The organism is Pseudomonas sp. TWP3-1 (assembly GCF_049896625.1).
Classification (GTDB): domain Bacteria; phylum Pseudomonadota; class Gammaproteobacteria; order Pseudomonadales; family Pseudomonadaceae; genus Aquipseudomonas.
Window position 1 is genome coordinate 21,971 of the sequence record NZ_JAFCUQ010000029.1, and the last position, 13,596, is coordinate 35,566.

Sequence of the window (13,596 nt, forward strand, 5' to 3'; positions counted from 1 at the left end):
CTTATTCGCCTGTAGCGCTCGGTGCGCCGGCGCGTTTGCGCTTGGAACCGCTGCTGCGTCGACGTTTGCGTGGCGCACCGCTGGCATCATCGCCTTTGCCGCTGAGGTCGCGGATCATGTCGCGACGTTCGCTGTCGTTGGCATCCTGATAGTCAGTCCACCATTCGCCCAAGCCATCGGTCTGCTCGCCGGCGCTTTCGCGCAGCAGCAGGAAGTCGTAGCCGGCACGGAAGCGCGGGTTGTCCAGCAACAGATCGGCGCGTTTGCCACTGCGCCGCGGCAGACGTTCCTGCATGTCCCAGATCTCGCGGATCGGCATGGTGAAACGTTTCGGAATCGCAATCCGTTGGCACTGCTCGGCGATCAGCTCATGAGCCGCTTCCTGCATCGCCGGAATCGGCGGCATACCGCGCTCCTGCAAACGCAGCACGCGCGCTGGCAGGGCAGGCCAGAGCATTGCGGCAAACAGGAACGCCGGAGTCACCGGTTTGTTCTGCTTGATCCGCAGGTCGGTGTTGGACAGCGCTTCGCTGATCAGCGTGTGGGTGTATTCCGGGTTGTGTTCCAGCGCGTCGGCACTGGCCGGGAACAACGGCGCAAACAGTTGCAGATCGACCAGCATTTCGAAGGTGATCGCCGCGTGGCCGGAGAGGAACAGTTTGAGCACTTCCTCGAACAGCCGCGCTGACGGAATCTCACGCAGCATTGGCGCCAGTTCACGGATCGGCTGCACCGTGTGTTTTTCGATGCCAAAGTTGAGCTTGGCGGCGAAACGCACGGCGCGCAGCATGCGTACCGGGTCTTCCTGGTAACGCTGCTTCGGGTCGCCGATCAGACGAATCAGGTGATTGCGAATGTCGTGTACGCCGTTGGCGTAATCGAGGATGCGCTCACTGACCGGATCGTAATACAGGGCGTTGATGGTGAAGTCGCGGCGTTGCGCGTCCTCTTCCAGAGTGCCGTAAACGTTGTCGCGCAGAATCCGCCCGCTCTCGTTACGCGAAGACTGATTGCTGTCTTCGTCGTCATCGTTGACCGGGTGATTTGCGCGGAAGGTCGCGACTTCAATGATTTCGCGACCGAAATGAATGTGCACCAGTTTGAAGCGCCGACCGATGATCCGCGCATTGCGGAATTCGGCACGCACTTGCTCGGGGGTGGCACTGGTGGCGACGTCGAAGTCTTTGGGTGTGATACCCAAAAGCATGTCGCGCACGCAACCGCCAACCAGATACGCCTGGTAGCCGGCGCCCTGCAGGCGTTCGACGATATTGACCGCGTAACGGCTGAACTGGCCCTTTTGCAGCGAGTGTTGCCCGCTGTTGAGAACTTCAGGCGTGCTACGGATGTGTTGTGTACGACGAACGGGAGTTCGGAATGACTGGAACAACTTCTTCAGCATGGGATGCACTGTTTGAAGGAATGTTCGGCCAGACCAAAGAATGACCGCATGATGGGCCGGGATTCTAGCATTTAGTCGAGGGATGGTGTAGGGCATGGCTGATTCGAGCTGCAAGCCGCAGGCTAAAGGCGTCGAGTCGTCTGGGAGGGGAGATTTTATCGCGGAGGAGAAACTACAAGGGGAGCCGAAGCTCCCCAAGAAGTAGTTGCGTGCTCTTTTTATTATTGATTCGGGCTTCTTGTTTTTGTTGAGTGCCCTTGCCATGAAGCTTTTGCTTCATGGCCCTCCCAATCGGGAGCCAAGAGCAAACGGATTGCTTTGGTCGCTGAATTGCAGTGATCTCTCGATCCAACCAGTACAGGCTCTGTCTTAGGACAGTTTTTGTTGTTCTCGGCCTGGTCGTGGGGCAAGCCCCAAATACAACGCCTCTCCAAAAGAATCAGTTAGCTGCGCCTCTCGCCGTCTTGTTTTTATTGTGCGTGAGTCGATTCGTCTTATTTTTATTGTCTTGTGCATTGCTTGTTATTGTTCTTGTACCAAACATATAGCAGGGGGCGTGCCAACTTTTGCGAAACCCAGCAAAACAAAGGGTTAGGTCGATATAACCGTTTTCTCGGGGCGAAAAAAAGCCGGGGTTTCGTTACCGATAACCCCGGCTTCTGTTACGTGGAAAAACCGAGGTAACAGTTTTTTCACATCTTCAAGCGTTACTCGCACACGATACAGGTGACATTCAGCTCTCGCTGGCGACCCCGGTCTTGCGCCGTGGAATGCCCAGACGCTGACGGCGTTCCCACAGACATTTGCGGCTGACGCCCAATTTGCGCGCCAGTTCGGTCTCGGTCATGTGGTCCTGATGCTCAAGCACGAAGTGCTGGAAGTAGTCTTCCAGCGACAGATCTTCGGTTGGCTCGTGGCTACTGTTGCTGGTGTTACCGCCGGTTTGCGCCGGCAAACCGATGAACTCGTCATCGTCGAGATCGCTCAGCTCGATATCGATGCCCAGTAGCTCGGCGGAAATTTCCGGGCTTTCGCTGAGGATCACCGCGCGCTCGACAGCGTTTTCCAGCTCACGCACGTTACCTGGCCAGGAATAGTGCCGGATCGCCTGTTCGGCATCGGCAGCAAATTTCAGGTCGGTACGGTTGATGCGCGCGCTCTGACGAGCAAGGAACGCCGTGGCGATTTCGTTGACGTCGGCGCCACGCTCGCGCAGGGCCGGCAATTTCAGCGCGATCACGTGCAAGCGGTAATACAAGTCTTCGCGGAACTGGCCGATTTTCGCCAGGCTCTTGAGGTCACGGTGAGTCGCGGCGATCAGACGCACATCGACTTTCTGTGATTGCACCGAGCCGACGCGGCGAATCTCGCCTTCCTGCAACACGCGCAGCAGGCGTGCCTGAGCTTCGAGCGGCAGTTCGCCGATTTCATCGAGGAACAACGTGCCGCCATCCGCTGCTTCCACCAGACCGGCGCGACCGGCGCTGGCGCCAGTGAACGCACCTTTCTCGTGGCCGAACAATTCGGACTCGATCAGGCTTTCCGGGATCGCCGCGCAGTTCACCGAAATCATCGGTGCCTTGGCGCGTTTCGACAGGTTGTGCAGGGCGCGGGCCACCAGTTCTTTACCGGTGCCGGATTCGCCCTGGATCAATACATTGGAATCGGTTGGCGCGACTTTGCGGATCTTGCTGTACAGATCCTGCATCGGCGGGCACGAACCGATGATGCCAATCTCGCCGTTACTATTATCGACGGCGGATTTGCCGCTGCCATTGGCAGGTTTGGCGGTAACACTTTCACCCGCCGCCGGTGCCGATTGACGATCGCGCAGGATGCGCGCGACGGCTTGCAGCATTTCATCGTGGTCGAAAGGCTTGGCGATGTAGTCGACCGCGCCCATTTTCATCGAATCGACTGCTGAACGCAGGCTGGCGTAACTGGTCATGATCAGCACCGGAGTGCCCTGGCCAAGCTTGATCAACTCGGTGCCTGGCGCACCTGGCAGGCGCAGATCGCTGACGATCAGATCGAATGTTGGAATGGTGAAGCGTTCTTGTGCTTCCTGCACTGAACCGGCTTCGCTGACCTGATACTGGTTACGTTCCAGCAGGCGGCGCAAGGCGGAGCGGATAATTGTTTCGTCTTCGACGATCAAAATGTGCGGCATTGATTCGATACTCTCGACGGTCTCAGTTCACAGCGGACGTCGCTTCGACATGACGCGGCAATGTCACCCGGATTCGGGTGCCGCGCTGGCTCAAGACATCAGCCGGGCTGTCGATGGTGATTTGTCCATAATGCTCTTCAACGATGGAATAGACCAGTGCAAGGCCCAGACCGGTGCCTTCGCCAGGATCCTTGGTGGTGAAGAAGGGTTCGAACAATCTGTCCATGATGTTCTTCGGAATACCGCTGCCTTCGTCCTCGACGATCAGATCGACCGTGTGTTCGCCGGCTTCGCTCTTCACGCGTACCGCACTGCCGGCAGGCGAGGCGTCACGAGCGTTGGAGAGCAGATTGATCAACACCTGGGCGAGCCGCTGCGGGTCGCCTTCGACCCAGTGATCCGGGTCGCACAGGTTATAGAACTGCACTTCGAAATTACGTCGGTTCAGCGCCAGCAGACCGATTGCATCCTGCGCGACTTCGGCCAGACAGACGGGCTCGTCGCTGTGCTGATGGCTGCCAGCGTGGGCAAAGCTCATCAACGACTGCACGATGCGTGATACGCGTTTGGTCTGCTCGAGAATCTGCCCGCTGATCTCAGTCAGCTCGCTGTCATCTTCGCGCTCTTCGCGCAGGTTCTGCGCCAGACAGGCGATGCCGGTGATCGGGTTGCCGATCTCGTGAGCCACACCGGCCGCGAGTCGGCCGATGCTGGCCAGCCGCTCCGAATGCACGAGTTTGTCTTCGAGCATCTGCGTTTCGGTCAGGTCTTCCACCAGCAATACCAGACCACTGTTACCCGGCGCCAACGGCTCATCGATGGCGGCCTTGTGCAGATTCAGCCAACGGGTCTGGCCGTCGAGCGCCAGATGTTGCTTGTGCAAATGCTCGTCCGGCAGATTGATGAAGCCTTGCAGCAATTCTTTCCACGGATCGGCGATGGTGCTCAGGCGCGAACCGACCACGCGTTGCGCGGCGATCCCGGTCAGCTCTTCCATGGCTTTGTTCCACATCAGGATCTCTTGATCCTTGGCCAGCGAGCAGACGCCCATCGGCAGTTCCTGCAGGGTCTGGCGGTGGTAGCGGCGCAGGGCGTCGAGTTCGGCGGCGAGGCCGGTCAGGCGCGAGTGGTAATCCTCAAGCCTGCTCTCGATAAAGTGAATGTCTTCGGTAACGTAGTTTTCGCCGCCGGCCTTGTAGGGCAGGAAGGTTTCCACCATGTCCTGCGCAACACTCGGGCCCATCAGGCCGGACAGGTTGGCCTCAATGCGATCGCGCAGACGACGCAAGGCGTACGGCCGGCGCTCGTCGAACGGCAGATAAAGGTCACGCAGCGCTTGTTCGACTTCTTTCTGCGCTGCTTTGGCGCCCAACGGTTTGGCCAGTTGCGTGGCGAATTCCTGCGGCGATGCGGCGTGCAGCTCGCGACGTTGCGGGCGGCGCACGTTATCCACCGCGCAGGCCTCGGCCGCGCTGGCTTCTTCGGGGCTGGCGTTGGTGAACAGCGAGATCAGCGTGAACATCAGCACGTTGGCAGCCAGCGAAGCAATCGCCGCCATGTGCCAACTGGTGTCGTCGAGCACGTAGATCATGTTCAACAGCGGAATATAGAAACCCTGCAGATTGCCGACCAGCGGCAGCAGCATGGTCACCACCCACACCAGAATCCCCGCGAGCAGACCGGCGATAAAGCCGCGACGGTTGGCAGTCGGCCAGTACAGCACCGACAGCACGCCCGGCAGGAATTGCAGGGTGGCGACGAACGCGACGATGCCGAGGTTGGCCAGATCCTGCTCGGCGCCGAGCATCAGATAGAAGCCGAAACCGGCCATGATGATCGCAACGATCAGCGCCCGGCGGGTCCATTTCAACCAGCGATAGATATTGCCCTCGGCCGGTGGCTGATACAGCGGCAGCACCAAGTGGTTCAGCGCCATGCCGGACAACGCCAGCGTGGTAACGATGATCAGACCGCTGGCCGCCGAAAGGCCGCCGACATAAGCCAGCAACGCCAGCGACTTGCTGTTGGCGGCGATGCCAATACCGAGGGTGAAGTATTCCGGATTGGTCGTGGCGCCGAGTTTCAGCCCGGCCCAGAGAATCAGCGGTACGGCCAGACTCATCAGCAGCAGGAACAGCGGCAGACCCCAGCTCGCACTGACCAGCGAGCGCGGGTTGAGGTTTTCAGTGAAGGTCATGTGATACATGTGCGGCATCACGATGGCCGAGGCGAAGAACACCAGCAACAACGTGCGCCACGGGCCTTCCTGCAAAGGCGTGTGCAGGGCGGCGAGGGCGGTCTGGTTCTGCAGTAGCCACAGTTCAAGTTGCTGCGGGCCGTCGAACACGCCGTACAGGGCGTAGAGGCCGACGCCGCCGATGGCAATCAGTTTGATCACCGATTCGAAAGCAATCGCAAACACCAGCCCTTCGTGTTTTTCGCGGGTGGCGATGTGGCGCGAGCCGAAGAAGATCGTGAACAGAATAATCAGCGCACAGAACGCCAGCGCCACACGGTTCTGCACCGGTTCGCCGGTAAGGATGCCGATCGAGTCGGCTACCGCTTGAATCTGCAACGCCAACAACGGCAACACGCCGATCAGCATGAAGATCGTGGTCAGAGCGCCGGCCCAGGTGCTGCGAAAGCGAAAGGCAAACAGATCGGCCAGCGACGACAGTTGATAGGTGCGGGTGATTTTCAGGATCGGATACAGCAACACCGGCGCCAGCAGAAACGCGCCGGAGACGCCGAGATAACTCGAGAGAAAGCCGTAGCCGTACTGATAGGCCAGACCGACCGTGCCATAGAACGCCCAGGCACTGGCGTAAACGCCCAGCGACAGGGTGTAAGTCAGAGGATGGCGAATGATCGCCCGTGGAATCATTCCACGCTCACTGATCCAGGCCACGCCGAACAGTGCAGCCAGGTAGGCGGCGCTGATCAGCAGCATCTGGGTCAGACTAAAGCTCATCGGCATCTTTTTGGCTCTGCAGGATGAAGGTCACGACGATCAGAATCAGCCACAGCAGATACGGGCGATACCAGGCGCCCGTGGCGTCGATCCACCAATCCATGATGGCCGGAGAAAACAGGTAGATCCCCACGACCAGAAGCAGGACCAAGCGATAGATGTACATCCCGGCCTCTCTTTTTTATGTGCGTGCCCGAAAACGTGCGGCGATGGTAACGGATGGGCGCGCCACTGCAAGCGCCGTCATGACAGTTGTGCTTCAGGTAGCGTCAGCGTGCGCGGGATCTTCGCCGCGTCCCAGTGAGCGCTGCCCCAGATCAGCAGTTCCTGCGGTGTGGCGTGGGCCAGTTCCATGCCCGGGTTTTGACCGAGCGCGCGCAACGCCCGCAGCAACAAAGGCGTGGCCTGATCGGCCTCCAGCGGCGGCGAACGGTAGGACTTGCCGAGCTTGTTGCCGTCCGGCTGGGTGATCAGCGGCAGGTGCAGATAGCGTGGCTGACGCAAGCCCAACAGTTCCTGCAAATACAGCTGACGTGGCGTCGAGTCGAGCAGATCGGCGCCGCGCACAATGTCGGTGATACCTTGCCAGGCATCATCCAGCACCACGGCCAGTTGATAGGCGTAGAGACCGTCGCGGCGGCGAATTACGAAATCACCGACGTCGCGGCCCAGGTGCTGACGAAATTCGCCCTGCACGCGGTCGATGAAGTGGTATTCCAGCTCCGGCACGCGCAGGCGGATCGCGGCGTCGTCCTGTCCGTGGCCGGCATTGCGGCACAACCCCGGATAAATGCCGTGATACGGCTCGAGTTGTTTGCGCGAGCAGGTGCAGGCGTACGCCAGGCCATGATTGAACAGGCTATTGAGTACTTCGGCGTAGGCGTCGTGCCGATCACTCTGGCGCACCATCTCGCCATCCCACTCGAAACCGTAGCTTTCCAGCGCCTTGAGGATTGCCGCCTGCGCGCCGGGTTCTTCGCGCGGAGGGTCGAGATCTTCCATGCGCACCAGCCAGCGGCCGCCGACCGAGCGCGCGTCAAGATACGAAGCCAGTGCGGCAACCAGCGAACCGAAGTGCAGATGTCCACTGGGGGTCGGGGCGAAGCGTCCGATGTAGGCGGGGGGATTTTTGGCAGTCATGGCGGCGATGTTATTTGTGAGAGTCAAAAACAGCAGAAACAAAAACGGAGCGTTCGCACGCTCCGTTTCTCGTTCAGTTCGGAATTACTTGCCGACCTGCTTTTCCTTGATTTCAGCCAGATTCTTGCAGTCCACGCACATGTCGGCGGTAGGACGGGCTTCGAGGCGCTTGACGCCGATCTCGATGCCGCAAGAGTCGCACCAGCCATACTCGCCGTCTTCGATCAACTGAAGGGTCTTGTCGATCTTCTTGATCAGCTTGCGCTCGCGGTCGCGGGCGCGCAGTTCAAGGGCGAACTCTTCTTCCTGACTCGCACGGTCGGCCGGGTCAGGGAAGTTGGCCGCTTCGTCCTTCATGTGATCAACCGTGCGGTCGACTTCCTGCATCAAGTCGAGTTTCCACTTGGTCAGGATCTTGGAGAAGTGCGCGCGCATGGGGGCGCCCATGTACTCTTCGCCAGCTTTCGGAACATAAGGTTCGAAACCGCTGAGCGATTGGTTAGCCTGTTGCTTTGCTTGGGTGGGCATGAAATGGACCGCCTCTACTCTTGTAATCCATTGCGCAGGATTGCTCCATCACCGACACCTGCCGGCCCTGCGGCTGCAAGCGGGCGAACTTACCAGATCAATTCGGCCCGCGCTACTCCCGGATGTCGAAGCCCCGGCGGGTGGCGCTTGCAATTGTTGGGCAAGCTATGTCTGACGGTGTGGAAGACCTGTTCAATCACTGATTTTAGTCAATCCTGGAGCGTACGTTCGTATCGTTACAGTCCAGCGTTCTTGAGGCTGTGACCGCTGCGGGTTCTCGCTCGTTCCGGGAGACGGTTAGAATCGTTTTTTTTACCCCCGTCGAAGGAAGGCCAATGGCTCAGCCCTACAGTGCGCGCAGTCGTGCGATCGAACCGTTCCATGTCATGGCGTTGCTGGCGCGGGCCAATGAATTGCAGGCCGAAGGGCACGACGTGATCCACCTGGAAATCGGCGAGCCGGACTTCACCACCGCCGAGCCGATCATTCGCGCCGGGCAAGAGGCGCTGACGGCGGGCAAAACTCGCTACACCGCCGCCCGTGGCATTCCTGAACTGCGCGAGGCGATCGCCGGTTTCTACCAGACGCGATATGGCCTGAATATCGATCCACGGCGGATTCTGATCACCCCCGGTGGTTCCGGTGCATTGCTGCTGACCAGCGCGTTGCTGGTTGATCCGGGTAAGCACTGGTTGCTGGCTGATCCGGGTTATCCGTGTAACCGCCACTTCCTGCGTCTGGTCGAAGGCGCGGCGCAACTTGTTCCTGTCGGTCCGGACGTGCGTTATCAACTGACACCGGATCTGATCGACCGACATTGGGACAATGACAGCGTTGGCGCGCTGGTCGCATCGCCGGCCAACCCCACCGGCACGATCCTGACTCGCGATGAGTTGGCGAAGTTATCCACAGCCATCAAGGCGCATCATGGTCATCTGGTGGTGGACGAGATCTATCACGGCCTGACCTATGGCACCGATGCCGCGAGCGTGCTGGAAGTCGATGACAGCGCCTTCGTGCTCAACAGTTTCTCCAAGTATTTCGGCATGACCGGTTGGCGCCTCGGCTGGCTGGTGGCGCCGGACGCCGCGGTCAGCGAACTGGAAAAACTGGCGCAGAACCTCTACATCAGCGCACCAAGCATGGCGCAATACGCGGCACTGGCGTGTTTCGAGCCGCAGACCATCGCCATCCTCGAAGAACGCCGCGCCGAATTCGGCCGTCGCCGCGACTTCCTGCTGCCGGCGCTGCGCGAACTGGGTTTCAACATCGCCGTGGAGCCGGAGGGCGCGTTCTACCTGTACGCGGATATCAGCAAGTTCGGCGGCGATGCCTTCGCGTTCTGCCGACATTTCCTCGAAACCGAGCATGTGGCGTTCACACCGGGACTGGATTTCGGTCGCTATCAGGCCAGCCACCATGTGCGTTTCGCCTACACGCAAAACCTCCCGCGCCTTCAGGAAGCGGTGGAGCGCATCGCGCGCGGCTTGAAAAGTTGGCAAGGCTGATGCGCTTTCATCCTCCCCTCGAACAAGCGCGGCTGATCCGACGTTACAAGCGTTTTCTCACCGATATCGAGACCGTTAGCGGCGAGATGCTGACCATTCACTGTCCGAACACCGGCTCGATGCTCAATTGTCAGGTCGAAGGCGGGCAGGTCTGGTTCAGTCGCTCGAATGACCCCAAGCGCAAATTGCCCGGCACTTGGGAAATTGGCGAAACCCCGCAGGGACGGCTGTTTTGCGTGAATACCGGCCGCGCCAATACGCTGGTCGAAGAAGCTTTGCAGGCCGGGGTTATCAGCGAGCTGAACGGCTTTACCGCTTTGAAGCGCGAAGTGGCTTACGGGCAGGAAAACAGCCGCATCGATTTCCGTCTCGATTACCCGAGCGGCCCGGCCTATGTCGAAGTGAAAAGTGTCACCTTGGGCTTCGATGGCACTGCGGTAGCGGCGTTTCCGGATGCGGTGACCCAGCGTGGCGCCAAGCATTTAAGGGAATTGGCGCACCTGGCCCGCGATGGCATTCGGGCGGTCCAGTTGTATTGCGTCAATCTCACGGGGATTGAGGCGGTGCGCCCGGCCAGTGAAATCGATTCGGCCTACGCCGATGCGCTGCGCGAAGCGGTGGCCAGCGGTGTTGAAGTGCTGGCCTACGGCGTGCGCCTGACCCATGAGGAAATCGTCATCGACCGCCGTCTGGACGTGTTGCTCAACGGTTAAACATCGACCCACAAGCCTTGCGCGTCTTCGCGACAAGGCACGGCGCTCAGCGATTGCCCGGCGCACGGCCCGGACACGCACTCACCGTCCTCGATCAGAAACAGTGCGCCATGGGTGGCGCACTGGATCAGGCTGTTGCTAGGGTCGAGAAACTGGTCGGGCTGCCATTCAAGGCCGACGCCACGGTGGGGGCAACGGTTGAGATAAACGTAGACCTGGCCTGCACGACGCACGGCAAACAGTTTATTACCGTCGATATCGAAACCGCGGCTGGCAGCTTCGGCCAGATCGGCGCCCGTGCATAGAAACTTCATGGCTATCCTCAAGTGTCGTGTCGGGATATGTCCGAGCTTGACGTTTAAATGCAAACAATTATCAAATGGCCGCCTTCGCCCGCTGCGCGGTGGCCGATGCCGAGGATACTTGGCTCGCCAATTCGCTGCCCGGGAAAACCTTCAAGGAAGTCGTGTATGCGCCTGAGTTCCCGCATTGCTGCGCTGTGTGCCGCACTTTTCGTCAGCCAGCAGGCTACAGCCGCCGATCTGCCGCAACGTTGGGTCAGCGCTGGCGGCGCGTTGTCAGAGTGGGTCAGCGCGTTGGGCGGCGAGGCGAAACTGGTAGGCGTCGACACTACTAGCCAGCATCCCGATTCTTTGAAAGCGCTGCCGAGTATTGGCTATCAGCGCAGTCTTTCGGCTGAAGGCATTCTCAGTTTGCGCCCGCAGATTTTGATCGGCACCGAGGAGATGGGGCCACCGCCAGTCATCTCGCAAGTGCGCGCTGCCGGGGTGAGGGTTGAATTGTTCTCGGCGCAGCCTGATTTTCCAACGCTGCAGAAGAATGTTACCCACTTGGGTCAACTGCTCGGCGCTGAACCGCAGGCCGCGCAACTGCTGCAAAGTTATCAGCAGCAACTCGACGCGCAGACGTCCCGAGTCATTGCCGCCCAAGTCAAAGCGAAAGCACCGGGTGTTCTCTTGTTGCTGGGACACGCTGGTGGCAAGCCGCTGATCGCCGGCAAGGACACTGCCGCTGACTGGCTGCTGCAACAGGCCGGAGGCCATAACCTCGCGACTCATACCGGCTATAAACCGTTTTCCGTGGAATCATTGGCCAGCCTCGATCCTGAAGTGCTGGTGGTGTCCGATCGTGCATTGACTGGTGATGCGGCGAAAGCGGCGTTGTTCAAGGAAAATCCGATTCTCAATTCCAGCCGTGCAGCCAAGTCCGGACGCGTGTTGGAGCTGGATCCGACGCTGCTGGTGGGTGGACTCGGGCCACGTTTGCCGGCGGCGCTGAAAAGCCTGTCTGACGCTTTCTACCCGAACCAGAGCGGCCAATGACCACACTGGTCAAACCCCGTACCCTATTCATCGGCCTGACGCTGTTGTGTCTGGTGGCTATCTGGCTGTCGCTGGCGTTGGGGCCGGTCAGTCTGCCGCTTTTCGACACTTTGCGCGCTGCACTGCGGATGATCGGCGTGCCGCTGGCGCCGGACGGGCTGGAGCAGGCTGAGCTGATTCTCGGGCAGATTCGTCTGCCGCGAACGCTGCTGGGGCTGGCGGTGGGCGGTGTGTTGGCGCTGTCCGGGGTGGCGATGCAGGGCTTGTTTCGCAATCCTTTGGCCGATCCCGGTTTGGTCGGGGTTTCCAGTGGCGCGGCGTTGGGTGCGGCGGTGGCGATTGTTGGCGGCTCGTTTTTCGGTGGCTTGCCGGAATGGTTTGGGCCGTATCTGTTGTCGGCGTGTGCGTTTCTCGGTGGGCTTGGGGTGACGGCGTTGGTGTATCGCCTCGGTCGGCGCAATGGCCAGACCAATGTCGCGACCATGTTGCTGGCGGGGATCGCCCTGACGGCGCTTGCCGGTTCTGCGGTGGGGCTTTTTACTTATCTGGCCGATGACGCGACGCTGCGTACGTTGACGTTCTGGAATCTCGGCAGCCTCAACGGCGCCAGTTACGCGCGCTTGTGGCCGCTGCTGATCATCAGTGCCGGTGTGGCGCTGTGGTTGCCGCGTCGGGCCAAGGCTTTGAATGCGCTGCTTTTGGGTGAGTCGGAAGCCGGGCATCTGGGTATTGATGTGGAACGGCTCAAGCGTGAACTGGTGTTCTGTACCGCGCTGGGCGTTGGCGCGGCTGTGGCGGCGGCAGGGATGATCGGGTTTGTCGGGTTGGTGGTGCCACATCTGCTGCGCTTGCTTGCCGGGCCGGATCATCGGGTATTGCTGCCAGCCTCGGTGCTGGCGGGGGCGAGTCTGTTGCTACTCGCCGATCTGGTGGCGCGCCTGGCGCTGGCGCCGGCGGAGCTGCCGATCGGGATTGTCACGGCGTTTATTGGTGCGCCGTTCTTTCTGTTTTTGCTGCTGCGAGGGCGTGCCTGATGTTGAGTGCGCACAATCTGCACATCCGTCGTGGCCGCAAAACCGTGCTGGCCGATGTCAGTCTGCAACTTGAACCGGGCGAAGTGCTTGGAGTGCTGGGGCCAAATGGTGCTGGCAAAAGCACGTTGCTTGGGGCGCTGTGCGGTGAACTTGCGGCTAGTGAGGGCGAGGTTCTGCTCGACGGTAAAGCATTGAGTCATTGGAGTGGTCCGCAGCGCGCGCAGCGTCTGGCGGTGTTGCCACAGGTTTCGACCCTGGACTTCGCCTTTCGCGTGGAAGAAGTCGTAGGCATGGGCCGTTTGCCGTATCAAAGCGGTCGGGTGCGCGATGACGAGATTATTGCGGCGGCACTCGATGCGGCGGACGCGGCTCATCTGAGTGGTCGCAGCTATCTGGCGTTGTCCGGCGGCGAACGTCAGCGCGTGCATCTGGCGCGGGTGCTGGCGCAGCTCTGGCCGGGGCAGGTTGGGCAGACGTTGCTGCTGGATGAACCGACTTCGATGCTCGATCCTTTGCATCAGCACACCACGCTGCAAGCGGTGCGCGAGTTTGCTGATCGCGGCGCGGCGGTGCTGGTGATCCTGCATGATCTGAATCTGGCGGCGCGCTATTGTGATCGCTTGTTGCTGCTGCAGGATGGGCGGCCGGTGGCGCTGGATTCGCCGCAAGTGGTGCTGCGTCCGGAGCCGCTAAAGGCAGTGTTCGGGCTTGAAGTGCTGGTGCAGCCGCACCCGGAACGCGGGCATCCGCTGATCATCGCCCGCTGATCACGTCATCGAGGTGCAGG

At 60.2% G+C, this 13,596-nt stretch carries 12 protein-coding genes; 5 read left to right on the plus strand and 7 right to left on the minus strand.

Annotation, left to right across the window (positions count from 1 at the left end):
• Window position 1: 1 nt before the first annotated feature.
• The 6 genes from ACP7BN_RS26390 to dksA all read right to left on the minus strand — a co-directional run bounded on the left by ACP7BN_RS26390 (window position 2) and on the right by dksA (window position 8,211).
• Window positions 2-1,402, minus strand: coding sequence for a polynucleotide adenylyltransferase PcnB (locus ACP7BN_RS26390; protein WP_420648407.1), 1,401 nt, complete (start codon window positions 1,400-1,402; stop codon window positions 2-4).
• 733 nt (window positions 1,403-2,135) lie between these two features.
• Window positions 2,136-3,572: a sigma-54-dependent transcriptional regulator gene (locus ACP7BN_RS26395; protein ID WP_426206725.1), complete on the minus strand. Its 1,437-nt coding sequence runs from the start codon at window positions 3,570-3,572 to the stop codon at window positions 2,136-2,138.
• Window positions 3,573-3,594: 22 nt separating this feature from the next.
• Window positions 3,595-6,549: a sensor histidine kinase gene (locus ACP7BN_RS26400; RefSeq protein ID WP_426206726.1), complete on the minus strand. Its 2,955-nt coding sequence runs from the start codon at window positions 6,547-6,549 to the stop codon at window positions 3,595-3,597.
• Window positions 6,533-6,709, minus strand: coding sequence for a hypothetical protein (locus ACP7BN_RS26405; RefSeq protein WP_003176118.1), 177 nt, complete (start codon window positions 6,707-6,709; stop codon window positions 6,533-6,535). Before ACP7BN_RS26405 ends, ACP7BN_RS26400 begins: the two co-directional genes overlap by 17 nt.
• 77 nt (window positions 6,710-6,786) lie before the next feature.
• Window positions 6,787-7,683 (minus strand): tRNA glutamyl-Q(34) synthetase GluQRS, encoded by an 897-nt coding sequence (gluQRS, locus tag ACP7BN_RS26410; protein WP_426206727.1) that lies wholly within the window; start codon window positions 7,681-7,683, stop codon window positions 6,787-6,789.
• 84 nt (window positions 7,684-7,767) lie between these two features.
• Window positions 7,768-8,211, minus strand: coding sequence for an RNA polymerase-binding protein DksA (gene dksA, locus ACP7BN_RS26415; protein ID WP_426206728.1), 444 nt, complete (start codon window positions 8,209-8,211; stop codon window positions 7,768-7,770).
• 335 nt (window positions 8,212-8,546) lie between these two features.
• On the opposite strand from dksA, the gene ACP7BN_RS26420 reads away from it, so the two are divergent.
• Window positions 8,547-9,719, plus strand: a complete 1,173-nt coding sequence (locus ACP7BN_RS26420; RefSeq protein WP_426206729.1) for a pyridoxal phosphate-dependent aminotransferase — start codon at window positions 8,547-8,549, stop codon at window positions 9,717-9,719.
• Window positions 9,719-10,432 carry a DNA/RNA nuclease SfsA gene (gene sfsA, locus ACP7BN_RS26425; protein ID WP_420648401.1) on the plus strand — a complete coding sequence of 238 codons (714 nt, stop codon included), beginning with the start codon at window positions 9,719-9,721 and terminating at the stop codon, window positions 10,430-10,432. The genes ACP7BN_RS26420 and sfsA overlap by 1 nt, the downstream gene beginning before the upstream one ends.
• Here the strand turns inward: sfsA and ACP7BN_RS26430 are convergent.
• Window positions 10,429-10,746 carry a Rieske (2Fe-2S) protein gene (locus tag ACP7BN_RS26430; RefSeq protein WP_426206730.1) on the minus strand — a complete coding sequence of 106 codons (318 nt, stop codon included), beginning with the start codon at window positions 10,744-10,746 and terminating at the stop codon, window positions 10,429-10,431. The two genes, sfsA and ACP7BN_RS26430, sit on opposite strands and share 4 nt — an antisense overlap.
• A gap of 156 nt (window positions 10,747-10,902) precedes the next feature.
• On the opposite strand from ACP7BN_RS26430, the gene ACP7BN_RS26435 reads away from it, so the two are divergent.
• From ACP7BN_RS26435 to ACP7BN_RS26445, 3 genes are read left to right on the plus strand one after another with little or no spacing between them, the layout of a single operon-like run.
• Window positions 10,903-11,775, plus strand: coding sequence for a heme/hemin ABC transporter substrate-binding protein (locus ACP7BN_RS26435; RefSeq protein ID WP_426206731.1), 873 nt, complete (start codon window positions 10,903-10,905; stop codon window positions 11,773-11,775).
• A 50-nt stretch (window positions 11,776-11,825) separates the two neighbouring features.
• Window positions 11,826-12,809 carry a FecCD family ABC transporter permease gene (locus tag ACP7BN_RS26440; RefSeq protein WP_426206747.1) on the plus strand — a complete coding sequence of 328 codons (984 nt, stop codon included), beginning with the start codon at window positions 11,826-11,828 and terminating at the stop codon, window positions 12,807-12,809.
• Window positions 12,809-13,576 (plus strand): heme ABC transporter ATP-binding protein, encoded by a 768-nt coding sequence (locus ACP7BN_RS26445; RefSeq protein ID WP_426206733.1) that lies wholly within the window; start codon window positions 12,809-12,811, stop codon window positions 13,574-13,576. The genes ACP7BN_RS26440 and ACP7BN_RS26445 overlap by 1 nt, the downstream gene beginning before the upstream one ends.
• Window positions 13,577-13,596: the final 20 nt, after the last annotated feature.